Source organism: Oleiphilus sp. HI0132, assembly GCF_001635845.1.
On record NZ_LWGJ01001427.1, the window covers coordinates 1 to 25,170 of the forward strand.

Sequence of the window (25,170 nt, forward strand, 5' to 3'; positions counted from 1 at the left end):
AATGCTATATTGATTATTACCTATTTTCAGTGCTGAATTCTTATGAAGTATCTAAAGCAATTTAATCATCAACTTAAAAAAGTCCGGCAGTCGAAGAAACTTTCGTATATTGATGTTGCGGAGTATTGTTTAGTTGACCCTATGGTCGTTGAGTCGTGGGAAGCCGAAAGTAGTGAAACACGCTGTTATCCTAGTTTGGATAACCTTCTTGATTTGTGTTTTAAGACAGCCATGCCTTTAGAAAGTTTTGTTGATGTGCCTAATATTGAAACCGGCCACCAATTGGATTTGCCTGGTATCAATGACAGTGATGCGGAGGATTTGGGGGACTCATTAGTTGAGTTGGGACGACAGATTGAAAAGTTAATACCAACTGATGATGAGCGTGAGTTACTTCGGCGTTACCGTAAAAGCGATGCGCAAAGTAAAGAGCTGATACTTCAACTAATTGCAAACTAAGGCTATTAGGTCTTTAATTGCTTTGTTCTTTTTTGATGGAGCAGGAAGTTTGCCGCGCTAAGGCGCAGCAAACTCATTTATTTGTATCGACTACGATTCTGCTTTGTATACGTTTTCATAGACATAGTTAGTCGCTTGAATAAAACCATCGACACTACCACAGTCAAAACGCTGACCTTTAAACTTATAGGCTAGCACGCAACCTTTTTTCGCTTGAGTGAGCAGGGCGTCGGTTATTTGAACTTCTCCACCTTTTCCGGGCGGTGTTGCTTTGATGATATCGAAGATGTCCGGTGTCAGAATATAACGACCGATAATTGCTAGATTTGAAGGAGCATCTTCCGGAGCCGGCTTTTCAACCATTTCAGTGATACGGTATAGGCCATCCTTCATGCATTCGCCTGCAATAACACCATATTTATGCGTTTGGTCAGCAGGAACTTCCTGGATCGCTACGATACTGCAGCGGAACTGATTATATAACTCTGCCATTTGCTTAAGCACGCCGTCGCCGTTTTCATCTGCCGTACAAAAGTCATCTGCCAAAACAACTGCAAAAGCATCATCGCCAACCAAACCTCGACCGCTATAGATTGCGTGGCCAAGACCTTTCATTTGATGCTGTGGTGTAAATGAAAAGGTGTTATTTTCCATTAAATTCCGAATGGAATCGAGCTGAGCCTCTTTTCCTGAACCTTTAATTTCATTTTCTAGTTCGTAGCTAATATCAAAGTGATCTGCAATGGCTCGTTTGCCTCTACCTGTGACAAAACCCATTCGGTTCATGCCTGCCTGGTGCGCTTCCTCAACGCCATATTGCACAAGGGGTTTATTTACGAGGGGTAGCATTTCTTTAGGCATTGCTTTTGTTGCGGGTAAGAAACGGGTTCCGTAGCCTGCAACTGGGAATAGGCAGTTTTTGATCATAGTATTGTCCATAATGGTAACTATTGGCCGATGTCTTCAACGCACGCCAACAATAAGTTCATATATCTGTTAGAAGCTTAAGTCTATATTATTGATCTTAAAGCTTTATGACAATTATAGCGGAAGTATCGAGTTGTAAAAATAAAGTTTGGCATAAATATTGTTTCCATATACTTCACTTTAGCGCCTCTTGGTCTTTACTGCTATATTGTGAAGACGATGATTAATAAGTCTAAAAATATTGATGCAGGATAGGCACAGGATATGAGCCAGAATTATGATGAACTAACTTTGTTATCTGTTCGTTCCGCCTTTGACCATTTGCAGTCAACAATTAACCGCGCTTTGCAGAGAATAGAGCGGCAAGCACAGCTGAATAACTCCCAGGTTTTTTCTGCTATAAAGGAGCGTCGTAAGTTAGCAAAAGTGCTAATGTTGGATAAGCGAATTATTCATTTGTATAAGTCCATGTCTTCACAGCCCACACTAAAAATAAAAGATAGTGAGAGCTTGGTCCACTGTGAAATAAGCTCTACGGTAGTTATTCACGAAGGTGATGAGAAAAAAATCCAATTTACGCTAAATGATAATACCTACACGCTTCAGTTTGCGGATAGGGCGGGTGCTTGCATAAGCTTTTATGGGGAAACTTTCAAAAGCTCAAACTTATCGCTTTTATTGTCTTCTGGAGAAGAGGTTCTTACGCTACATTTGGATTTAGAAGGCGAGCAAGAAACCATAACAGAGCAGCAAATTACCCGCTTCATTCCCGGGAAGTGGATTTACGATATTATCCATGCCTATGAGACCTTGATAACCTCAGAAAACCTCAAATCCATTGATGCGGCCTATAGTGACGAAGGGCTGGAGATCTTAAAACATAAGTTTGGCTTGTAAGAATTTATGCGGTGTTTGAGTGTCTTAGTGCTTAATTTCGGGTCTTAAACGAAAAATGCCGCATAAAAATGCGGCATTTTGAATAGGTGCTTCCCTTACCATTCCTTAGGTAACCAGCCTTCCTTGTTTACTTCCTTGTCCATATCCATATGTTGCTGTCATCGTCCTGACAATCAGCGTCGTCCTGATGGAAATGAATATTACGCATGTTCTTGCCTTCAGTATGTAGGTGATAATGCAAAAGCATGTAGGAAATATCTTACATTGGGAGCAAATAGTACGTTATTGAAGTGGGCCAGGCCTTTCGATACCAAAGCCTTGAGCGAAGTCTACACCAATTTCTTTTAGTGCGTCGGCGGTTTCCTGGTTTTCTACAAATTCCGCAATGGTCTGCAAGCCCGCTGCATGGCTAATACCATTGCAAGCTTCAACAATTCCACGATCAATCGGATCGTGTAACAAGTTCAAGACAAAGCTGCCATCAATTTTCAGATAATCTACTGGAATCTTCTTAAGATAAGAAAAGGAGCTCATCCCAGCACCAAAGTCATCGAGTGCAAATTTAAAACCTTCTTCTCTGATCTCGGAAATAAACTCTACGGCATCCTTAAGGTTGTCGATAGCACTGGTTTCGGTAATCTCGAAGCAAATACGTTCAGGAATGAACTCAAACTCTTTTAGTAAATGCCGAATATCTTCAAAGAAAGAGGCGTCACTAAGTGAATTACCTGACAAGTTGATGAAAAATGTTCCTTGATCCTGATACCCTAAACCTGATTCAGCCAAGTACTTAAACGCATTTTTTACCACCCATCTATGTAAACGTGGCATAAGTTTGTAGCGCTCGGCTGCGGGAATAAAGGAGCCGGGGTAAATCAGTTCTGAGTCATCATTAAGTCGAACCAGAAACTCGCCGTGTGCACCGCCACTACAGTGTTTTTGGAGGCCTTTCATGCTCTGGAAGTGGAGTATAAACAAATCATCAGCTATCGCTCGTTTAATGCGGCTGACCCATTGCATTTCACTTCGCCGTTGTAAGTGCTCTGGGTCATCTTCACTGTACCATTTAAGGCCGTCATGACCTTTTTCTTTGGCGACATTGCAGGCCATGTCAGCACAGCTCAGAACGGACTGGACCGAAGAGGTTTTATTATTAATTGAAACAATGCCGATACTAATGCTGGTCGTGAAACTTTTTCCATGCCAGGTGAAGTTTAGGTCTTTTATTGCGGTCTGTATGGTTTTCGCAATCTAAATAGCTTGACGCTTATCTTTGTTGTAGGTGAGTATGCCAAATTCATCGGCACCAAGACGTGCCAAGGTATCCTTGTCTTTAGTTTGGCGGAGTAAAACAAGTGATACTTGCTTGAGTAGATCATCGCCTGCAACGTGGCCGCAAGTATCGTTAATGATCTTAAATTGGTCCAAATCCAGTGACATCAAGGCATATTCTGCATCATCCGATGCTGAAAGTTGAAGTGCTTTAGATATTTGACCTTCGAAGTACTCGCGATTGCCTAGCCCTGTTAGGTGGTCATGTACGGCTAAATGTTCTAGATTCTGTTCTGCGAGTTTTTTGCTTGACGGGATTCGCTCTCTCTTATTTCTCTCTCGATGGCTGGAATCAGTCGAGCGAGATTTTCTTTCATTACGTAGTCTTGAGCCCCGGCTTTCATTAGCTTAATGGCTTCTCGTTCGGGGATCTCCCCTGACACAATAATAACTGGCAAATTCGCATCGCGATCACGGATGGTTTCTAAAGCTTCTTGGGAGGAATATCCGGGGATGCTGTGATCTGAGATAACAAGATCCCAGTCGGACTCTTCAAGCGCGCTTCTAAGGCTTCGATCAGTTTCAACTCTTGTTGAGTGAATATCTAAGCCGCCTTTTTTTAGTTCACGTAACAGCAATATGGTATCGTTTTCACAGTCATCAACGATTAATATATTATACATATGAATCTTAATTATTATGTGTCGGTTTACGGAAGAGTATATTTACTTATCATCTTCATTGGTCGCTAAGCCACTACGAAGAAACTTAGTAATGCTTTGAAATTAAAACAAAATTAGCTAAGAAAACTAGCAATACTTAGTGTTTTTAAAATCTGTATAACAGTATAAGTCTAGAATAGTGTTTGCTTTTATCAATGTTATGCAGGTGAGTGCTTAGATCTTTTGGTTATGACTGGCGATCCTAAGCAGTTTTCCTGTTTGAGATAACAGATATTTGCCCAGGATGCGAATGAAGATAGGCGTTAAAAATAAACGCCGGAAGTGACGAAGATAGGCGTTAAAAATAAACGCCGGAAGTGACGAAGATCAGGAAGTGAGTTGCTTGACGAATGTTCCCAAACATTCGCTAGCAGTAGCTGTTCCAGTATATTCCTTGTTGTAGCGGGAGGGTGCCAAAGAGCTAACCATTTGCGGCTTTCTTGCCTTGCTGTTTCAAGGTTGAGCGGTATTTCTTGCTCAATTCCATAAATTTCGGGGTCGGGCCTACATCCTCATACATTGGATCGCCCATTTCATCTTTCGATATGACTTTTTTACCCGCGATATAAGGGAAACTGGTTTCAAGTTCATCAAGAGCAGCCGATAGCAGCTCTCCAAGGATCTCACTTTTTGTTCTTTTGGGGTACATTTCTGCTAGTGCGTTAATTTTCGCTGCATCTTCTAAGGGGAGTCGGAATGTGTAGTCTTCAGAAGTAAATGTTGCTTTGGCTTGTTGTTCCCAGCATTCTGCTAAGGCTTTTATTTTCATAGCTTGAATCCTTGTGTGGTCGGGTTGTTCATTTTTTACGCTTAACTACAAGAATAAGTGTAGGTTGTTTGTTCAAAAAGTAGACACTTAAAAGTGTGTGCTTTTGTTAATGGTTTACTTGTTGTGGATTGTGCTCCATATTTATATATCTAGTTTTTACTATTTTGCGCAAATAAGGATTGGCTTGTAGTCACGAGCTTGTGATCAGCTTGCTTGCTAGCCTTGATAATCAAACACATTTGGAAAAGGTATATGTCAGAATTACACCCTTCTTTACGAGAAAATGTCCGTTTGCTTGGTGAGTTGTTAGGGCAGAATATTGAAGAACACCTTGGTTCGGAGTTTGTGGCGAAGTTGGAAGCCATTAGGGCTGCGGCAAAGCAGGATCGTGAAGCTGATGCGGGGGATGCGCATCCAGAACTTGTTCGTTTGCTTCAGGACCTGGGGGACGATGAGATGTTATTTGTTGCTCGAGCGTTTAACCAGTTTCTTAACCTGGCAAATATTGCTGAGCAGTATCATGGGGTAAGACGGAATCGCACCGATAGAGAAGACGGTTTGGAAACCTTTGACCAACTGCTGGACCGTTTGAAGGCCTCAGGTACCAAAGAAGAAGACTTGGCAAGCTTGCTTGAAGATATGAATATAGAGTTCGTATTGACGGCTCACCCCACTGAGGTTACACGTAGAACCTTGATACTTAAGTATGAAGCCATTACTGAGTGCTTATCTGAGCTGGATCGTTCCGATCTTAATGATTTAGAGCAGAAGCGTATTTGTGAACGTTTGAATCGCTTGGTTTGTGAAGCGTGGCATTCAGACGAGATTCGTCAGGTCAGGCCTTCGGCCGTCGACGAAGCAAAGTGGGGCTTTGCAGTAATAGAGAACAGTTTATGGACCGCCTTACCCGAGTTCTTACGTGAGTTTGATGCAGCGGTTAGCGATAAATTTGGTATTCAACTACCCCCACAGTTTTCACCCATTCGCTTTGCTTCGTGGATGGGGGGGGATCGCGATGGTAACCCAAACGTTACGGCAGAGTTGACGCAAGAGGTCCTGAGTCTGAGCCGTTGGATGGCAGCAGATTTGTATTTGAGAGATATTCGTGACTTGCTGAATGAGTTGTCAATGTGGAACTGTTCTCTGGAATTGAGGCAAGAGGCTGATCGAATATTGCAAGGGCAGGAGCGAAATCAGAATGAACCCTACCGCGTGATACTGGCTGACCTGCGTCGTCGACTGCAAAACACTAGGGAATGGGCGGCGCGAAAGGCAAGCGGTGAAGATGTAGAGCAATTAGATATACTCAGGGAAAATTCTGAATTGATGCAACCTTTATTGATGTGCTTCAATTCTTTGAAAGAAACGGGTCTTGATTCCGTGGCAAATGGCCTGTTGCTCGATACCATTAGGCGAGTACAGTGTTTCGGTCTGGAATTAGTAAAGCTGGATATTCGTCAGGATTCCGAGCGTCATCTCGAAGTGATGTCCGAACTTACCCAGCACTTGGGTATGGGGGATTTTGCGCAATGGAGCGAGCAGGAGAAACAGTCCTTTCTTATTAAAGAACTGTCCAGTAATCGGCCGCTTTTACCTCGTTCCTGGCCCGCCAGTGATAATGTGCGAGAAGTGTTGGCTACGTGTGACGTGGTTGCTTCTCAGCCTGAGTCAGCGTTGGGTTCATACGTTATTTCCATGGCCAGCACACCTTCCGATGTATTGACTGTCATCCTACTTTTACGGGAGTCGGGCATTCAGTTCCCTATGCGCGTTGTGCCTTTATTTGAGACCCTCGACGATTTGTCCGGGGCGAAGGAGGCTATTGATAGCTTATTATCAGTACCTTGGTATCAGGAGTACTGTAAAGGGCATCAAGAGGTAATGATTGGCTACTCTGATTCTGCTAAGGATGCAGGTCAGATGACAGCCGCTTGGGCTCAATATCAGGGGCAGGAAAGTCTGGTTGAGGTTGCACAAAAACATGGTGTTAAGCTGACTTTGTTTCACGGTCGCGGCGGCACGGTTGGTCGCGGTGGTGGCCCAGCGAATAGGGCGATTCTTTCTCAACCTCCTGGTTCGGTAGCTGGCTCTTTCCGTATCACGGAGCAAGGCGAAATGATTCGCTTTAAGTTCGGGATTCCAAGTGTTGCCAAACAGAGTTTAAAGCTATACCTGAATGCAGTTGTTGAAGCTAGCTTGTTGCCGCCTCCAAAGCCTAAGCAAGAGTGGCGAGAGCTGATGAATAAGATGACTGGCGTTGCCCTGGCTTCCTATCGCCAGATAGTAAGAGAGCATCCTGAGTTTGTTTCTTATTTCCGCTCGGTGACCCCTGAGCAAGAATTGGGCAAGCTAGCTTTAGGTAGTCGGCCTGCAAGGCGAAAAGCGACCGGTGGTGTTGAAAGTTTAAGAGCAATACCGTGGATTTTTGCCTGGACGCAGATACGGCTTATGCTGCCGGCATGGTTGGGTAGCGATGAGGCCTTGGCGAGCGTTCTAGAGTCTGATAAGGCAGAGACCCTAGATGAAATGTTTATCCAGTGGCCCTTCTTTAATACTCATATTGATATGTTAGAAATGGTTGTTGCCAAAGGTGATCCGCGGATCGCGCGTTACTATGACCAGCTGCTGGTATCTGATGACTTGAAGCCTTTAGGGCGTTCGCTTCGCCATCGCTTTTTGGATGTAGTTAAGCTGGTTAATAAAGTTAAAAAGCAAGGGGCGCTTCAGGAAAATCATCCCCAGCTACAAGGTTCTTTAAATGTTAGGAACCCTTATACTGATCCGTTACATTATTTGCAGGCGGAGCTGTTGAGGCGTGACCGTTTAGCCGAGCGAAGCTCTGAAGGTAAGCAAGAGCGTGATTTAGTTGAAACAGCTTTAAAAGTAACGATGGCCGGTATCGCTGCTGGAATTCGAAATACGGGCTAGTTCAGCTCTTGTGTTTGAATCGACTGCGTAAGCGTTTGCAACGAAGTTCTTAAAAACGTAAGCGTGTGAAGTGGTGTAGAGTTATTTTTGCGGATAGCTCTACACTCGGTAAGTATTCCGTCACGGCGCCACCAAAAGTTCTTGCTCCGTTTATCAATTAATACTTAGGTAAATCATTGTGCCCATAGCTTCCAGACTAAACCAGTTTATCAATCACAAGGGATTGATCTGTCAGCAGATTCATCACGCTCGCAGTTTAAGTTTTGCACAAGCCCTGGAGCAGGCACAGGCGATTCCGGAAATGAGTGCAGTACCTGTTACTTTACTCGATGAGGAAGGCCCGGCGGTTGCGGTGATCCCCTTTGGCACAAAATTGGATATTGAATTAATTAATGACTCATTGGGTAGATCTTTTCAAATTTTAAGTGATGAAAACTCACGAAAGCTATTTAAGGATTGTGAAACCGGGATGTACCCGATTCTCGCAACTGCCTATGGTTTGCCGATTATTCTAGATACCAGTTTACTGGAACTGGAGTTTGTATTCTCTGCTAGTGGTTGCTCAAGCACCTTATTAAAGATTCCCGGACCGTCTTTTCGTATGGCAATGAATGGCGCGATTAAGGCAAAAGTTTCTATTTGGCTTGCGGGTGAGGAGCCTAAGTCAGGATCGGGGCAGAAGGTTTCAAATTTGCCTCATAATGCGGGCTTGACCCTAGATGGCATTGCGAAGAAGTTAAGTCGTTTATATAAGTTACCACCAATGCCAGAAACTGCTATACGAATCATGCACCTGACCAGCGACCCCGATGCTGATGTATTTCAATTGGCTGAGGTGATAGAGCGAGATCCGAGTCTAGCCTCACAGGTGATGCGTTATGCCCGGTCAGCGTTGTTTTCTTATCGAGGCGAATTAACGTGTGTAAAAGATGCTGTGAATATCGTGCTAGGTTTTGATCGTGTATCTCAGCTATCGATGGGTTTAGCGGCAGGAAAAGCTTTCAATATACCTGCGGCAGGGCCCTTGGGTTTAAAATCATTTTGGCAGCATTCACTTTATAGTGCTGTGTTGGCTCAAGCCTTAGCTTTATTGGCCGATCCTGATATAGAGCTGAACGAGCGCGATGCTTATCTTGCCGGTTTGCTTCACAATTTTGGTATTTTATTAGTTGGTCATCTTTTTCCGCCAGAGTTCCAAATGCTCAATAAGCTTAGAGAGGCTGAGCCGGAGTTGAGCATGGCTGAAATCGAACAGCAGGTCTTTGGAATGGGGGGCGCGCAAGAGTTTATTGCTTTAGGGCATGCCTCTATTGGTGCAGTGTTACTAAAACTATGGGGAATGCCGGAATCAAGTATTACGGTAGCCGGTATGCACCAGAAAAAAGACTATCAAGGTAAGCACCAAAAGTATGTAGAATTAGTGCAGTTGGCTAATGCGCTATTGGCAGCGAAAGGGATTGGTGATGAGCCCGCTTTGCATGATTGTGAGAAATTAATGCAAGGTTTGGGTATACAGGAAGAGCAAGGGATGGCTTTATTGGATTCTTTACTCGAACAGTGCCAAAGCCTGGATGAGATGATTCGTCAGATGGCGGCATAATTATAAGATTAAGTCATTATTATACCTACTAGGTGTTATTCTATAGGGTGTTTTACCCTATCTATTCGGCTCAATTGAGCATATCTAGGTTCAGGCTTCCACTGTGTCCATCAAGTACGTATAATGCGGCGTTTCGAATTACATATGTGTGTCGAGCTTGCAGTCAGTATGAGAGCCTTGTTGAAGGGTTCTGTAGCTCGAAACATAAAAGAATAGATTAGCGACAGCTCGCTATACTTGAGCGAATTACTTAATACCCCTATACATGCTTGAGTTTTTATTGTGTGGCGCTAGTAGGCTGTCGTTAGAAATAGATTCAATTTTTATCATTAGCTTTAGAATATTGGGAGCAATCCGTATATGAAATTAATTTTGTTAGGCGCACCAGGTGCAGGCAAGGGTACACAAGCTCAGTTTATGACTGAGAAATATGGTATTCCGCAAATCTCTACCGGGGATATGTTGCGTGCGGCTGTAAAGGCGGGCTCACCACTAGGTTTGAAGGTTAAAGAAGTCATGGCATCTGGCGGCCTGGTTTCTGATGAAACAATCATTGAATTGATTGAAGAGCGCATTCAACAGGATGACTGTGAGAACGGTTTCTTATTTGATGGTTTTCCTCGTACGATTCCGCAAGCTGAAGCGCTTAAAAAGCAAAAAATCATGATTGATGCGGTTGTTGAAATTGACGTGCCTGACGAAGAAATTGTTAGCCGTCTAAGTGGTCGTCGCGTGCATGAAGCAAGTGGTCGCGTATATCATGTTGATTACAATCCACCGAAGGTAGCGGGTAAAGATGATGAAACTGGCGATGCCTTGGTTCAGCGTGAAGACGATCAGGAAGAAACCGTTCGTAAGCGCTTAGGTGTATATCATTCGCAAACGGCTCCTCTTGTTGAGTATTATTCGTCTTGGGCTGATACCGGCGCAGATGAATCACCAAAATATGTGAAGGTTGATGGTGTTGGTGATATGGCTCAGATCAAACAGCAAATTGTTGATGGTTTAGACGCATAAGATAGACACTTCCTTCATTGTTCACTGAAACGGGCCTCTTTTTTAAGGGGCCTGTTGTTATTTACGACCCTCTTTATGCCAAAAATTCTTGCTTTAGATACTTCTTCTGATAATTGCTCTGCAGCATTGTGGAGTGAGCAAACAATGTATCAGGTGTGCGAAAAAGCCCCTCGAAGTCATACTCAGTTAATTTTACCTATGGTGAAAGACTGTTTGGGCCACGGTAAGTTAAAAGCTAAAAATCTGGATGCGCTTGCTTTTGGTTGTGGGCCAGGTTCGTTCACGGGTATTCGTATCGCGACTGGTATCGCGCAAGGCTTGGCCTACGGAAGTGACTGTCATATCTATGCCATATCTAATATCCAAGCTCTAGCCCTACAAAGCTATTTGAAGTACGGTATTTCTCAAGTGCTTGTAGCAATTGATGCACGTATGGATGAGGTGTATTGGGCTTGCTGCAAAGTGGAGAAACAGAGCAACGGGAACGAGGATCCTTATTATCGGGTGGAGACTTTGGGTATTGAAAATGTGACTAAACCTGAATTAGTGAGCTTGCCTGACGCGATCACGGATGGGCCTATTATTGGTGTCGGTAGTGGCTTTGACTACTCTGAACGTTTCCCTTCGGATGTAAAAGGGCATTTGGATAGTTTTGATGCTGAGATGAGACCAGAGGCTCATGCTATTTGTCAGCTGGCTCGTTATGCGCATTTTAAAGGTGTAGCAGGGCTACTAGAAGACGCGATGCCATCCTATGTCAGAAATACGGTTACATGGAAAAAACTGCCGGGTAGAGCCTAAGTGCTACTCGCTATATGGATTGATAGTTAAGGATTAAAAATGACTTGGTTTGAAGCAGTTATATTGGCACTTGTTCAGGGCTTGACGGAGTTTCTACCCATATCGAGCTCCGCTCACCTGATTTTGCCTTCACAAGTTTTGGGCTGGGAAGATCAAGGCTTGGCTTTTGATGTAGCGGTTCACGTTGGCACCTTGATGGCGATAGTCATTTATTTTCGTAGAGAAGTGATTCAACTGAGTGGCGCATGGTTCAAGAGCGTGTCGTTTAAAGAGCAGTCTAATGATGGTCGCTTGGCCTGGTTGATTATTCTGGCAACGATACCCGCAGGTTTGGCTGGTTTCCTTCTTAATGACTTTATAAGTGAAAACTTGCGTTCCACTGCCGTGATCGCGACGACAACAATAATATTTGGGCTTGCTTTATACGCTTCTGATCACTTTGGTTCTCGTAAGCTTAGCCTTAAAGATATAGACGTTAAAGCGGCCTTAGTCATAGGTTTTAGCCAGGCGTTAGCCTTGATTCCGGGAACATCCCGTTCAGGCATCACTATGACAGCGGCCTTGTTAATTGGTTTCAGTCGTGATGCTGCGGCTAGGTACTCATTTCTGCTTTCTATTCCTCTCATCACGGCAGCAGGCCTGCTTAAAACAAAAGAGTTGCTAGAAACGGGAACGAATGACGACTGGTTCTTGGTGGCGCTTGGGACTGGTGTTGCTTTTGTGAGCGCTTATGCCTGTATTCATTTGTTTTTACAGTTTCTAGAGCGCATAGGTTTTACACCGTTTGTTATTTACCGTTTACTGCTCGGTTTAGTATTACTAGCCTTAATGGCTTTTTCTGGCTAAAATAGAAACAATATACGTCTTATTTTGGATGGGTCGACCTTAATAGCTACTTAGAAGTATTATTATGAGAGGCCCTAAATAAAACTTCAGTATGACTAATTAAACAGGAGGGCAGTATGGAGTTATCAAATTCGTTAATTGCTGCGCCGGTCATACCTGAAGGTTTAAAGAAACCCTCTCAAGAAAGACCTAACCCTCAGGATAATGCTGATAGCCGAAGTAATGAGGCTAGAGTTGATGTCCCTCGCCGAATTGCTGCCCCTGAAGATTTAGAGCGCAAAAGCAATGAATTACAACAGAGTCGCGTTCAACGCCTTGATGCTCTGGACTCTGCTCCTCTTAAAGCGCAGCAAGCGCTTTCTACATATCAGCAAACTGAAGAGGCGGGGCGAGCCTATGAAGAAGGTGAGTTGGTTGGTCTCGACTTATTTGTCTGAATGAATTTATCTGATTTATGTGTTTACGCTTGCAGTGAAGAAGAAAGTACCTTAGCTGCTGCGTTTGCAAGCCGTCACCAACTACCATTCCTGTCAGGGGCTCCTATAGAGCCTAAACGCAATCTTCCCGAGCCTGTTCAGGCTTTTTCTTATATGCTTTACTATTGCGACGGAACAGTCTCGATTCTGCAACTTGGTAAAGGTGCTCCGGGGCCGGTTAGTGCTTCCTTTTTTGGTGGAAAAACAGGGCATAGACTTAAGTTTGGTGGTGGCAGGGGGCAGATGATTGCCAAGGCCGTAGGGCTAAATAAAGGTGTTACGCCTAAGGTACTCGATGCAACAGCAGGGCTGGGTAGAGACGCATTTGTTTTAGCGTCATTGGGCTGTCAGGTGACCATGCTAGAGCGCTCACCACTTATTGCCGAGTTATTGCGCGCTGCTTTGGCAGAGGCGGGTCATGAAACTGCTCAGCGTTTTGAAGAAACGGAAGAGATAAAGTCGATCATTGAACGAATGTCCTTAGTGGAATCTGACGCGACGACTTGGATGAACTCTCAACCAGAGAAGCTTGCTGATGTCATTTACTTGGACCCAATGTATCCGCATCGAGAAAAGTCGTCTTTAGTCAAAAAGGAAATGCGGCTGTTTCAAACGCTTGTAGGAGAAGATCTGGATGATGAGGCTTTATTAGAGGCGGCATTGTCTAAGGCTCGTTATCGAGTGGTGGTAAAGCGGCCGCGCAAGGGCGATGCAATAAAAGGAATTAAGCCGTCCCTTCAGTTAGTGGGTAAGAGTTGTCGTTATGATGTATATACCTTGAAAAGAATTGAGGATTTGGCCGACTAAACCTTATACTTGTCCAAATCTTATTCCTTGTTCTGGCAAAGACAATAATAAAATAAGCGCTATGACTGAGAAAACACGCCCTCTGTGGCATCCAACATTATGGCCATCCTGGTTAATCGTTTTTATTCTATATTGCCTCGCTTGGCTGCCGATGAACAAAAAGCATCAGTATGCAGAAAGCCTTGGGCGTTTCGTTTATCGACGCATGAAAAACCGTGGCAAGGTGACCCGGCAGAATATAGAGCTGTGTTTCCCCGAGCTTAGCAGTGACAAGCAAAATGAGATAATTGAAGGCAGTTTTATTTCTACTGCTGAAGGCTTGATTGAGATGCTGCAACTTTGGTGGCGAGATGTTACTCCGTATCTTGATACGATGACGGTGATTGGTAAAGAGCACCTATTAGACGCGCAGAACCGCGGCACCGGTGTTTTGTTGATAGGAGGCCACTTCGGTGTTATCGATATGACCTTGCCCTTGGTTGGGACTCAGCTTAAGCGACCTGGCTATATGTATCGCCCAAATAACGACCCCGTAATAGACTGGATGATCGAAAGTGGGCGTAACCGTAACTTTGATATTCAAAGCTTCAGTAAGTATCAATTAAAAGAGATGCTCGAGTTTATCAAGGGGGGCGGTGAGGTTTGGTATGCTCCTGATCAGGATTTCGGTAAACGCTGTGACCTATTTGTTCCTTTCTTTGGTGTTAGTACGGGTTGTATCTCTACACCAAGTTGGATTGCGCGTGAAACGGGAGCGACTGTTTTGCATGTCGCACCGTTTAGGCTACCAAATGGTCAATATGAAGTCATTTTCTCACCCGTTTTTGAAGGTTTTGGTGAGGACCCGCAAAAGGATGCGCAGCTTTGGAATCAGGCGCTAGAGGCAGCAATTAAGCGTCATCCTGAACAATATCTATGGCAGCATAAGCGCTTCAAAACCCGTCCTGATGGAGAAGGGCCAGTTTATCAGTAGTTGCCGCTATGAATAGGTATTGTGGAGTTCTGCGTATTCAAAACAAAGCTCTAGCCAATTTCGTATGCCAGGGCTTAGGTATTTGTCCTTATGTGTGATGATATAAAATTTTCGTTTGAAATCTCTCTGTGGTGTTTTTAAGGCAATTAGCGATGAGCGTTTGAAAGCATCGTTTAAGGTAACTTTCGACAAACACCCAATCCCCATACCTGACTCTACTGCCCGTTTGATGGCTTCGGTATGTTGAAGTTCGAGTTCAATATTAAGTTCATGAAGCACTCCCTGCATTGCGTTATCGAATGCTTGCCGTGTTCCTGAACCTGCCTCTCTCAGAATCCATTTTGCTTTGCTTAGCTGTTGGTCACTAACGTATGAAAGCGTACTTAGCTCAGATTTCGGGTCGCAGAAGACCACTAACTCATCATCCATCCAAGGCCTAATGTTTAAGTCGGGATGAGACACCTCGCCTTCGATTAGCCCCACATCGAGCTCAAAGTTTGCGACTTGCTCGGTAATTTTAGTTGTGTTGCCAACGCTTAGTGCTGCTTTAGCGGTCGGGAATTTACCTTTGAACTCTGAAAGAATGTGAATAGCCAGGTAGTTACCGATAGATAACGTGGCGCCAATATTTAGGTCCGCGCTAAGCTGGTTCTGCTGTAAGCTCAGCTCCAGGCTTTTTGCTTGGTCAATCAGTGTTTCTGCCTGCTTTCGAATTAATCTCCCGAAATCATTGAGTTGTAAGCGTTTACCAGCCCGATCAAATAGTTTTATATCAAACTGGCTTTCAAGATTCTTGAGTGACTCACTCGCAGCGGATTGAGACATATTTAGCGCTTCGGCAGCTAAAGTAATATTTTGAAAGTTAGCGGTCGCAATGAATACTTCAATTTGCTTGAGTGAATACTTCAATGATAAAGCCTTAGTTTAATAAATCGGAAAAACCGAATAAAGATATATAATAAACCTGTTTTACAGATATGTTAGTTGGGCGTATTGTTTCTGGCAAGTTAAATTCAATTGGAGAAATCGTATGTCTGGCTTTATGAAAGAAACTGTCACGAGTGTGAAGCATTGGAATGAAACATTGTTTAGCTTTACGACCAGTCGTGATCCGTCTTTTCGTTTTAAGAATGGCCACTTTATTATGATGGGGCTTGAACACGAAGGTAAGCCCTTGATGCGTGCCTACAGTATTGCCAGTGCAAATTATGAGGAAGAGCTGGAGTTCTTTAGTATTAAAGTACCTGATGGTCCGTTGACATCTAAGCTTCAGAAAATAGAAGTGGGGGACCAGATACTGTTGAGTAAAAAACCGACTGGCACCTTGATTGTTGATAACTTACTGCCTGGCAGAAACCTATATTTGATTAGTACCGGTACTGGCTTGGCGCCTTTTATGAGTATCATCAAGGATCCGGAAACCTATGAATTATATGATAAAGTAATTCTAACGCACGGTACGAGATTTGTTTCAGAGCTGGCCTATCAAGAGCAAATCAAAAAGGAGCTTCCGGAAAATGAGTTTTTTGGTGAGTTTATCAAAGACAAGCTTATTTATTACCCAACCGTGACACGTGATGAGTTTGAAACTCAAGGTCGAATTACCGATGCGCTGGAGAGTGGCAAGCTTGTTAAAGACTTAGGGCTACCAGAGTTAAACCTTGATGATGATCGTTTTATGATTTGTGGTAGCCCAAGTATGCTTAAAGATACTTGTCGTATACTTGATGATATGGGCTTTGTTGAAGCGCGTCAGGGGAATGCCGGGCATTACGTAATCGAAAGAGCTTTTGTCGAGAGTTAGCCCTAAATAATACTCACTAATTGACTTCGTCTTCAGGCGGCTACGTGATGGGAGGGCAGTGATATTCATCTACTGTCAGCCCTTCTTCAACACTAAATAAATGAACGTCAAACCCCCACAAACGATGTATGTGCTTGAGTACTTCGTCTGTACTTTTACCCAAGGGGACTCGGCTGTTTGGTGTGTGCCTAAGGGTCAGTGATCGATCTCCTCTTAAATCAACATTCCACACCTGAATATCTGGTTCGCGCATACTCAGGTTATATTGCTGAGAGAGCTTTTCTCTAACATATCGATAACCTTGCTCATCATGTATTCCAGTTACTTCATAATGACTCTGCTGGTCATCATCACGAATTGCGAAGAGTTTTAAGTCCCGAATTACCTTAGGTGAAAGGAACTGTAGGATAAAGCTTTCATCTTTAAAGTTTCGCATGGCAAAATCGAGTGTTTCCAGCCAGTCTGTGCCCGCGATATCTGGGAACCATTGTCGATCTTCATCCGTAGGTTGTTGGCAGATACGTTTGATATCCTGAAACATGGCAAAACCAAGCGTATAAGGGTTGATGCCGCTGTACCATTGGCTATCAAAGGGAGGTTGATAGACCACCGCTGTGTGTGATTTTAAGAACTCGATAATAAAGCCTTCATTCACCAAACCTTTGTCATACATCGTATTCATGATGGTGTAGTGCCAAAAGCTTGCCCAACCCTCATTCATTACCTGAGTTTGTCTTTGCGGGTAGAAATACTGGGCAATTTTTCTCACGATACGTAGTACTTCCCGTTGCCATGGGGCAAGCATGGGGGCATTCTTCTCAAAGAAATAAAGCAGATTCTCCTGCGGTTCTTCAGGGTAGCGTTGATCTTTCTCGGCTTCTTCTTTGTCGCCGCTGACAGGAATGGTTCTCCACAGCTCATTAACTTGCTGCTGCAGATGGAACTCGCGCTCTTCTTGTCGTTTCAATTCTTCTTCAGCTGATATAGGAGCAGGGCGCTTATAACGGTCAACACCGTAATTCATTACTGCGTGGCAGGAGTCTAGAAAGGTTTCTACGGTATCGACGCCATAACGGCCTTCACACTTTGCAATATAGTTTTTGGCGAACAGAAGGTAGTCTATTATTGCGCTGGCATCGGTCCAGGTGCGGAACAGGTAGTTGCCTTTGAAAAAAGAGTTATGACCATATGATGCATGCGCGATGACTAAGGCCTGCATCATCAAGGTATTCTCTTCCATCAAGTAAGCGATACATGGGTTAGAGTTAATAACGATCTCATAGGCGAGCCCCATTTGGCCGCGCTTATAACCTTTTTCGTTTTGTAGGAACTGTTTCCCGTAAGACCAGTGATAATAGCCTAGAGGCATACCGACCGAGGAATAGGCATCGAGCATTTGCTCAGAGCTAATCACTTCAATTTGGTTAGGGTAGGTGTCTAGCTTATATTCTTTTGCTATGTCTGAAATGGCATCATCAAAGCGTTCTAGCTGTTCAAATGACCATTCCGAGCCAGTCGCAATATAACTCTTTTTACGCTCTTCATTTTGTTTGTTGTCTTTATCTGTCATGCCGGCTTCCTCTGAAATAATTCGTGGAAGACAGGGTAGATGTCACTCTCGTCTTTAATGTTTTGCATGGCGAAAGAGTCCTCAAACTCCTTAGCCAGTTTTTCATATTCATGCCACAGCATTTGATGATCTAGCTTAGTAATCTCAATGTAAGCAAAATATTGCACGAGAGGTAGAATATCGTCTTTCAAGAGCCTCGAGCACTTGGGTGAGTCATCGCTCCAGTTGTCACCATCGGAGGCTTGTGCGCAGTATATATTCCAGTCTGACGCAGGGTAACGCTTGTGGATGATTTCTCTAGTTAACTCCAATGCGCTAGAAACGATGGTCCCGCCTGTTTCCCGTGAATAGAAGAACTCCTCCTCGTCCACTTCCTTAGCGCTGGTATGGTGGCGAATAAAAACAACCTCAATTTTTTGATAATTTCGTTTTAGAAACATATAGAGCAAAATATAAAAACGTTTGGCGATGTCTTTATGCATGTGAGTCATGGAGCCCGAAACATCCATTAAGCAAAACATAACGGCGCTGGTGCTTGGGACGGGTTGCTTTATATGTTGGTTAAAGCGTAAGTCGAACTCATCAATCCAGGGGATGTTTTTGATTCGTTTTTTAAGCTTTGTGAGTTCTTCTTTTATCTCTTTGATTCGAGCATGTTGAATATCGTCTTCAGGGTCTAGCTTTTTAAGCTGCTCCTCTAATTCTTTTATTTTTTCTCGTGACTTGCCTGTGAGGGCTAGCCTTCTTCCATAGGCCTTTCTGAGAGAACGTACGATATTAATTTTTGAGGGATTGCCGGTATTGGTAAAACCTGCTCTTAGGTATTTATATGAGGTGGTATCCTTCAGCTGTTTTTTGACCAGGTTGGGTAGCTCCAGGTCTTCAAACATAAAGTCGAGAAACTCTTCCTGAGATATCTGAAAGACGAACTCGTCCATGCCTTCACCAGAGTCGCTCGCTTCTCCTTCACCCGCACCGCCTCCGCCGGCTCCACCAGGTGGTCTGGGGAGTTGGTCTCCGGTATTGAATTCTTTATTCCCGGGGTTAACTGCCTCGCGCACGCCACCTTGTCCGGAATTAAAAACCGGCTCGTCGAGGTCTTTGCTCGGGATGCTGATTTTTTCGCCGCGCTCCATATCGGTAATGCTGCGTTTTCCAACTGCATCGGAAACCGCTTTTTTGATATGTTCGCGATAACGGCGAAGAAAGCGCTCACGATTCACTGCGCTTTTATTCTTGCCATTAAGTCGGCGATCAATGATGTGACTGATACCCATAATACATCCTGGTTTCGGCGTGGCTCGGGGTGACCATGGCTATGGTTTAATGGTGCACCTTCTGGCTAAATCTATTGTATGGAAGAAGGGTTTAAACCCTTCTTCTGCTACTGTGATTTACGGACGCGTAAGTACCATTCCGCGAGTAAGCGAACCTGTTTCTTGGTATAACCGCGTTCAACCATACGCTCTACAAATTGCTCGTGTTTGTCTTTATCCTCATTTGAACTTTTTGCATTAAATGAAATGACAGGAAGTAAGTCTTCGGTATTTGAAAACATCTTCTTCTCGATGACAGATCGAAGTTTTTCATAACTCTGCCAGGAGGGGTTCTGCCCATTGTTGTTGGCACGTGCACGCAACATGAAATTAACAATTTCGTTACGGAAGTCTTTAGGGTTGCTGATGCCTGCTGGCTTTTCGATTTTCTCTAACTCTTCGTTGATAGCGGCCCGGTCAAATATCTCACCGGTTTCCGGGTCTCGATATTCCTGGTCCTGTATCCAAAAATCGGCGTAGGTAACATAACGATCAAATATATTCTGGCCATACTCTGAATAGGATTCTAGGTAGGCGGTCTGGATTTCCTTGCCAATAAACTCAACGTAATTGGGAGCAAGAAACTCCTTAATAAAACGCAAATAACTGTCAGCCGCTTCCTGTGGAAATTGCTCCTGTTCAATCTGCTTCTCTAATACATAAAGTAGATGTACAGGGTTTGCCGCAACTTCAGAAGTATCAAAGTTAAATACCTTGGATAGTATCTTGAAGGCAAAGCGGGTGGATAAACCATCCATGCCTTCGTTTACCCCGGCATTGTCCTTATATTCCTGAATCGATTTGGCTTTGGGGTCTGTGTCCTTAATGTTCTGGCCGTCATAAACTTTCATCTTCGAAAATATGCTGGAGTTTTCAGGTTCCCTTAACCTGGAAAGAACGGAGAACTCCGCAAGCATAGTCAGCGTATCAGGGGCACAAGGTGCTTGATTTAAGGAGCTATTCTTAAGTAGCTTATCGTATATTTTTATCTCTTCAGTTACCTTGAGGCAATAGGGAACTTTAACGATTGATATACGGTCCAGAAAGGCCTCGTTATTCTTATTGTTTCTAAAAGACTGCCATTCAGACTCGTTTGAGTGGGCAAGGATTACGCCTTCAAACGGAATGGCGCTCATACCCTCTGTCGAATTGTAATTACCTTCCTGGGTTGCAGTAAGTAGTGGGTGCAATACTTTAATGGGGGCTTTAAACATCTCTACAAACTCAAGAATACCTTGGTTAGCAAGACATAGACCGCCGCTGAAACTGTAGGCATCTGGGTCATCTTGCGAGTACTCTTCGAGCATTCGGATATTCACTTTACCGACTAATGAAGAGATATCCTGATTGTTTTCATCTCCGGGCTCGGTCTTAGCGACGGCTATCTGATCCAGAATTGAAGGCCAGATTTTTACTACCCTAAATTTGCTGATATCGCCGCCGAATTCGTGGAGCCGCTTAACCGCCCATGGAGACATAATGCTTCCCAAATAGCGATTTGCGATACCGTACTCTTTTTCGAGGATATCTGCATCTTCATCTGGGTCGAATAAGGATAGGGGGCTTTCATTTACGGGTGAGCCCTTGATGGCATAGAAGGGGGCTTTCTGCATCAGAGCTTTTAACTTTTCTGCTAATGATGACTTACCGCCCCCCACAGGACCTAATAGATAAAGTATTTGTTTCTTCTCTTCCAAACCCTGGGCTGCATGCTTGAAAAAAGAGACAATTTGCTCGACACATTCCTCCATGCCATAGAAATCTTTAAACTCGGGGTAATGCTTAATGACTTTGTTGGAGAAAATTCGGCTGAGACGAGGATCTTTGGAGGTATCGATGAGCTCAGGTTCACCAATCGCAATAAGCATGCGCTCGGCAGCGGTTGCGTAAGCGCTCGGATCGTTCTTACAGATTTCCAGGTATTCTTCCAGACTAAACTCTTCCTGCTGAGTCAGTTCGTATCTAGACTGGTAATGACTAAAAATACTCATAAGGCCCCCTAAAGGAAATATTTACCGCTCGAGCGGTATTACTTTACATATGTTCAGTATCCTGCTGCGTGTCTCTACATTACGATTAGTGAGTGCTAGGGAGATAACAAAACTGATCGCCGAAGTCATAGTCACAAGGTCGCAATATTTTTTAACTGGTTAATATTTGTTCTATGAGTCTAGACCAAATGGCTAAAGTTTTCTTTACTTGGAAGAAAATTTAAATGAATTGTCACAAAACATGACAATATAGAACTTAAGAAAGGGAGCAGCTAGCCGGTCAGGATAAACGATATATTTTTATGCCTGACCACCAGCAGAAGGGCTTAACGAAAATAAGATGAAAGCAGTTTAAAAGCGAATTTTTTCCTCGTCACTTAGGCCAAGATTGTCCCAAACTTTTAAGTTTGGTTCGGCTTGATTAAGTGTATAAAAATGTAGACCCGGAGCGCCAGCTTTTAACAACTGCTCACACATTTGACTTACCACTTCTTCACCAAACTTCTGAATGCTAACAGTATCATCGCCATAAGCTTCGAGCTGTTTTTTGATCCAGCGTGGAATTTCAGCACCGCACATGTCGCTAAAGCGAACCAAGCTGCTGTAGTTCGTGATAGGCATGATCCCAGGAACAATAGGAATATTGATGCCCATTTTTTCGCAGCGGTCTATAAAGTAGAAGTAGGAGTCTGCATTATAGAAATACTGTGTGATGGCACTGTTTGCCCCAGCGTCAACTTTCTTCTTAAAGTTAAGAAGGTCAGCTTCTGCAGAGGGTGCTTGTGGGTGAAACTCGGGGTAGGCCGCGACTTCAATGTTGAAGTGATCTCCGCTGTGCTTGCGGATAAACTCAACCAGCTCATTCGCATACTTTAACTCGCCGGCTGAACCCATTCCAGACGGTAGATCACCGCGCAAGGCAACGATTCTATTTACACCGTGCTCAATGTAATGATCAAGCAAAGAGGCGATGTTTTCAGTTGTAGAGCCAACGCATGAAAGGTGTGGGGCGGTTGATATGCCTTGGTCCTGTAGCTTTAACACTGTATCGATGGTGCGCTCTTGAGTAGAGCCCCCGGCACCATAGGTAACAGAAAAGAAATCGGGTTTGCGTCGAGCTAATTCATCTCTAACGACCTGCAACTTTTCCATACCAGCTTCAGTCTTTGGAGGAAAAAACTCAAAACTGAAGCGATGTTTAAATTGCTTTTGGCTGTGCATGATAATGTCTCTATTAAATTTGGATAGATGGAGGCGTGTATTGCGCTACGCCTCCACAGAGTATTAGTATTTGTATGATTCTGGCTTATATGGCCCATCAACATCCACGTTGATGTAGTCAGCTTGGTTCGTGGTCAATTGCGTGATGACACCACCAAAACCTTCAACCATGTCTTTAGCAACTTCTTCATCAAGTTTCTTTGGAAGTACTTTAACGTAGATGCTTTCCTTCTTCTCTGCTTCCATCAAGTTAGCGAATTTACGTTCATAAAGATAGATTTGGGCCAGTACCTGATTAGCGAATGAGCCATCCATAATTCGGCTAGGGTGACCCGTGGCATTACCCAGGTTAACCAAGCGACCTTCAGAAAGAAGAATCAAGTGATCATCAGCTCCCTTGTCACGATAAACCTTGTGAACCTGTGGCTTAATCTCGTCCCATTCCCAATTTTCACGCATATAAGCCGTGTCAATTTCATTATCGAAGTGGCCGATGTTACAAACAATAGCGCCATTCTTAAGTGTCTTAAGCATACTTGCATCACAGACATTGACGTTACCTGTCGTGGTAACAATCAGGTCGGTTGTTTCCATTAGTAGCTTGTTAATACCTTCTACAGAACCCGTGTTCACACCATCTAAATATGGTGAAACAACTTCAAAGCCATCCATGCAGGCTTGCATTGCACAGATTGGGTCGACTTCAGTAACTTTTACGATCATACCTTCCTGGCGCAATGAGGCAGCAGAGCCTTTGCCTACGTCGCCGTAGCCAATTACTAGTGCTTTTTTACCAGAGAGTAAGTGATCTGTACCACGTTTAATGGCATCATTTAATGAGTGGCGGCAGCCGTACTTATTATCGTTTTTGGATTTAGTTACAGCATCGTTAACGTTAATCGCTGGAACTTTTAGCTCACCTTTCGTCATCATTTCTAACAATCGGTGTACGCCTGTTGTTGTTTCTTCAGAAATACCGTGAATATCATTAAGCAGTGCAGGGTACTTGTTATGCACCATCTCAGTCAGGTCACCACCATCGTCAAGAATCATATTGGCATCCCAAACTTTGCTACCATCTTTTTCAGATAGTATGGTTTGCTCGATGCACCAAAGGAACTCTTCTTCTGTTTCACCTTTCCAGGCAAATACTGGAATACCCGCTGCTGCAATTGCCGCTGCTGCATGATCCTGAGTAGAGAAAATGTTACATGATGACCAGCGAACGTCAGCACCAAGGTCGACCAAAGTTTCGATTAGAACTGCTGTCTGGATTGTCATGTGGATACAACCCATGATTTTTGCACCAGCCAATGGTTGTGCTTCTTTATATTTTCTACGTAAAGCCATCAGTGCAGGCATTTCGCCTTCAGCGATTTGAATTTCTTTACGGCCCCAATCGGCTAGATTGATGTCGGCAACTTTATAATCTGTGAAGCTCATAATTATGTCCTGTCTTGTGGGCCGGATTGCTTTCCGGCCAACGTAATATTGAGTGCAGGCTGAAGTAGGTTCAGTCTGTCGTATTAGTAAAAATTACTGTCTTTAAACCTTTGCAGCTGCTTTCAAGGCATCGATCTTGTCAGTTTTTTCCCAGGTGAAAGCGGTGAAGGTCTTAGTTTTCTCTTCGCCGTTTTCCTTGTAACTATAGGTATGCTCAAAAGGTTCGCGTCCGAAATGTCCATAGGCAGCAGTAATTTGGTACATCGGATAAAGCAATTCTAGTTGATTCTGGATTGCATAAGGTCGAAGATCGAAAACTTCACGGATTATTTTCGCGAGCTCGATATCTGAAACTTTACCAGTTCCAAAAGTATTAACAGAAATAGAAGTTGGTTCAGCAACGCCGATAGCATAAGAAACCTGGATTTCACAACGATCAGCTAAACCCGCAGCAACGACGTTCTTGGCAACATAGCGGCCCATGTAAGCAGCAGAGCGGTCAACTTTTGAAGGGTCTTTTCCAGAGAATGCGCCGCCACCATGTCGTGCCATACCGCCGTAGGTATCAACGATAATCTTACGGCCTGTTAAGCCAGCATCACCGACTGGCCCACCAATTACAAAGTTGCCGGTTGGGTTGATGTGATACAAAGTATTGTCACTTAGCCACTCAGCAGGTAGAACAGGTTTGATAATGTTTTCTAATACTGCTTCACGCAAGTCTTCTAAAGAGATGCTAGGGTCGTGTTGCGTGGACAAAACCACAGCATCCACTTTTGGTGTTTCACCTTCGTAGTTGATGGTCACCTGAGACTTAGCATCTGGACGCAACCAGGGTAGTGTACCGTTCTGGCGAAGCTCAGATTGACGTTGTACCAATAGGTGTGCGTAATAAACGGGAGCGGGCATTAAGCTTGGTGTTTCATTTGTTGCGTAGCCGAACATTAGGCCTTGATCACCAGCACCCTGGTCTTCAGGTTTAGAGCGGTCAACTCCCATGTTGATATCGACTGACTGTTTACCTATGCCATTAAGTACCGCACACGTAGCGCCATCAAAGCCAACATCAGAGCTGTTATAGCCGATGCCAGTAATCACGTCTCGAACAATGTCTTCTAGGTCTACATAGCAGGAAGTAGTCACTTCTCCGGCAACAACGGCCATGCCGGTTTTAACTAGCGTTTCGACGGCAACACGGGCAAGTGGGTCGCGGGCAATGATAGCATCGAGTACTGCATCAGAGATCTGATCTGCAACCTTATCCGGGTGGCCTTCTGATACAGATTCAGAAGTAAATATACTGTATTCGCTCATAGTCGTTTCCTGCACAA

General features: G+C 44.0%; 22 protein-coding genes and 1 pseudogene. 11 read left to right on the plus strand and 12 right to left on the minus strand.

Translation table 11 applies throughout. The annotated features are described in order from the left end of the window. The first annotated feature begins 42 nt into the window (after window positions 1-42). The gene (locus A3766_RS21705) at window positions 43-459 is read left to right on the plus strand and encodes a transcriptional regulator (protein WP_068514902.1); all 417 of its coding nucleotides are present in this window, start codon (window positions 43-45) and stop codon (window positions 457-459) included. 90 nt (window positions 460-549) lie between these two features. On the opposite strand, the gene galU is transcribed toward A3766_RS21705, so the two are convergent. Continuing rightward, window positions 550-1,386 (minus strand): UTP--glucose-1-phosphate uridylyltransferase GalU, encoded by an 837-nt coding sequence (gene galU, locus A3766_RS21710; RefSeq protein ID WP_068514904.1) that lies wholly within the window; start codon window positions 1,384-1,386, stop codon window positions 550-552. Between the two features lie 264 nt (window positions 1,387-1,650). Here galU and A3766_RS21715 point away from each other — a divergent pair, with 264 nt between their 5' ends. Next, on the plus strand, window positions 1,651-2,283 hold the full coding sequence (locus A3766_RS21715) for a hypothetical protein (protein ID WP_068514907.1): 633 nt from the start codon (window positions 1,651-1,653) through the stop codon (window positions 2,281-2,283). A 282-nt stretch (window positions 2,284-2,565) separates the two neighbouring features. On the opposite strand, the gene A3766_RS32195 is transcribed toward A3766_RS21715, so the two are convergent. The 4 genes and pseudogenes from A3766_RS32195 to A3766_RS21725 form a co-directional block, all read right to left on the minus strand. After that, window positions 2,566-3,393, minus strand: a complete 828-nt coding sequence (locus A3766_RS32195; protein ID WP_068633231.1) for an EAL domain-containing protein — start codon at window positions 3,391-3,393, stop codon at window positions 2,566-2,568. 27 nt (window positions 3,394-3,420) lie between these two features. Continuing rightward, window positions 3,421-3,873: pseudogene (locus A3766_RS32200) on the minus strand (GGDEF domain-containing protein); the annotation flags it as partial. Further along, entirely contained in the window at window positions 3,837-4,238 is a 402-nt protein-coding gene (locus A3766_RS32205) for a response regulator (protein ID WP_068514639.1), read from the minus strand. The pseudogene A3766_RS32200 and the gene A3766_RS32205, both read right to left, overlap by 37 nt. Before the next feature lie 460 nt (window positions 4,239-4,698). Continuing rightward, on the minus strand, window positions 4,699-5,046 hold the full coding sequence (locus A3766_RS21725) for a type 1 pili tip component (protein ID WP_068514910.1): 348 nt from the start codon (window positions 5,044-5,046) through the stop codon (window positions 4,699-4,701). A 252-nt stretch (window positions 5,047-5,298) separates the two neighbouring features. Here A3766_RS21725 and ppc point away from each other — a divergent pair, with 252 nt between their 5' ends. The 8 genes from ppc (at window position 5,299) to A3766_RS21765 (ending at window position 14,494) form a co-directional block, all read left to right on the plus strand. Beyond that, window positions 5,299-7,974 carry a phosphoenolpyruvate carboxylase gene (gene ppc, locus A3766_RS21730; protein WP_082880345.1) on the plus strand — a complete coding sequence of 892 codons (2,676 nt, stop codon included), beginning with the start codon at window positions 5,299-5,301 and terminating at the stop codon, window positions 7,972-7,974. A gap of 178 nt (window positions 7,975-8,152) precedes the next feature. Beyond that, window positions 8,153-9,574, plus strand: coding sequence for an aminoacyl-tRNA deacylase and HDOD domain-containing protein (locus A3766_RS21735; RefSeq protein ID WP_068514913.1), 1,422 nt, complete (start codon window positions 8,153-8,155; stop codon window positions 9,572-9,574). A gap of 360 nt (window positions 9,575-9,934) precedes the next feature. Next, window positions 9,935-10,591, plus strand: a complete 657-nt coding sequence (gene adk / locus A3766_RS21740; protein WP_068514917.1) for an adenylate kinase — start codon at window positions 9,935-9,937, stop codon at window positions 10,589-10,591. Between the two features lie 75 nt (window positions 10,592-10,666). Then, window positions 10,667-11,392 carry a tRNA (adenosine(37)-N6)-threonylcarbamoyltransferase complex dimerization subunit type 1 TsaB gene (tsaB, locus tag A3766_RS21745; protein ID WP_068514919.1) on the plus strand — a complete coding sequence of 242 codons (726 nt, stop codon included), beginning with the start codon at window positions 10,667-10,669 and terminating at the stop codon, window positions 11,390-11,392. A gap of 39 nt (window positions 11,393-11,431) precedes the next feature. Beyond that, window positions 11,432-12,238, plus strand: a complete 807-nt coding sequence (locus A3766_RS21750) for an undecaprenyl-diphosphate phosphatase (protein WP_068514922.1) — start codon at window positions 11,432-11,434, stop codon at window positions 12,236-12,238. Between the two features lie 116 nt (window positions 12,239-12,354). Next, window positions 12,355-12,675 carry a hypothetical protein gene (locus A3766_RS21755; RefSeq protein ID WP_068514925.1) on the plus strand — a complete coding sequence of 107 codons (321 nt, stop codon included), beginning with the start codon at window positions 12,355-12,357 and terminating at the stop codon, window positions 12,673-12,675. Continuing rightward, a complete protein-coding gene (locus tag A3766_RS21760; RefSeq protein WP_068514927.1) occupies window positions 12,676-13,521 on the plus strand; it encodes a class I SAM-dependent methyltransferase in 846 nt (281 codons plus the stop codon). It begins immediately after the preceding gene. A 61-nt stretch (window positions 13,522-13,582) separates the two neighbouring features. Next, window positions 13,583-14,494: a lysophospholipid acyltransferase family protein gene (locus A3766_RS21765; RefSeq protein ID WP_082865487.1), complete on the plus strand. Its 912-nt coding sequence runs from the start codon at window positions 13,583-13,585 to the stop codon at window positions 14,492-14,494. Between the two features lie 6 nt (window positions 14,495-14,500). Here the strand turns inward: A3766_RS21765 and A3766_RS21770 are convergent, their stop codons facing one another. Beyond that, entirely contained in the window at window positions 14,501-15,403 is a 903-nt protein-coding gene (locus tag A3766_RS21770) for a LysR substrate-binding domain-containing protein (RefSeq protein ID WP_068514931.1), read from the minus strand. Between the two features lie 121 nt (window positions 15,404-15,524). Here A3766_RS21770 and A3766_RS21775 point away from each other — a divergent pair, with 121 nt between their 5' ends. Continuing rightward, a complete protein-coding gene (locus A3766_RS21775; protein ID WP_068514934.1) occupies window positions 15,525-16,298 on the plus strand; it encodes a ferredoxin--NADP reductase in 774 nt (257 codons plus the stop codon). A gap of 40 nt (window positions 16,299-16,338) precedes the next feature. Here A3766_RS21775 and A3766_RS21780 read toward each other — a convergent pair whose 3' ends face one another. The 6 genes from A3766_RS21780 to metK all read right to left on the minus strand — a co-directional run bounded on the left by A3766_RS21780 (window position 16,339) and on the right by metK (window position 25,153). Beyond that, on the minus strand, window positions 16,339-17,868 hold the full coding sequence (locus A3766_RS21780) for a SpoVR family protein (protein WP_068514938.1): 1,530 nt from the start codon (window positions 17,866-17,868) through the stop codon (window positions 16,339-16,341). Then, the gene (locus A3766_RS21785; RefSeq protein ID WP_304438939.1) at window positions 17,865-19,139 is read right to left on the minus strand and encodes a YeaH/YhbH family protein; all 1,275 of its coding nucleotides are present in this window, start codon (window positions 19,137-19,139) and stop codon (window positions 17,865-17,867) included. Before A3766_RS21785 ends, A3766_RS21780 begins: the two co-directional genes overlap by 4 nt. 113 nt (window positions 19,140-19,252) lie before the next feature. Continuing rightward, entirely contained in the window at window positions 19,253-21,175 is a 1,923-nt protein-coding gene (locus tag A3766_RS21790) for a PrkA family serine protein kinase (RefSeq protein WP_068514944.1), read from the minus strand. Window positions 21,176-21,526: 351 nt separating this feature from the next. Next, entirely contained in the window at window positions 21,527-22,396 is an 870-nt protein-coding gene (metF, locus tag A3766_RS21795) for a methylenetetrahydrofolate reductase [NAD(P)H] (RefSeq protein WP_068514947.1), read from the minus strand. Between the two features lie 63 nt (window positions 22,397-22,459). Continuing rightward, the gene (ahcY, locus tag A3766_RS21800; RefSeq protein ID WP_068514950.1) at window positions 22,460-23,839 is read right to left on the minus strand and encodes an adenosylhomocysteinase; all 1,380 of its coding nucleotides are present in this window, start codon (window positions 23,837-23,839) and stop codon (window positions 22,460-22,462) included. Window positions 23,840-23,941: 102 nt separating this feature from the next. Continuing rightward, entirely contained in the window at window positions 23,942-25,153 is a 1,212-nt protein-coding gene (metK, locus tag A3766_RS21805; protein WP_068514953.1) for a methionine adenosyltransferase, read from the minus strand. Window positions 25,154-25,170 lie beyond the last annotated feature (17 nt).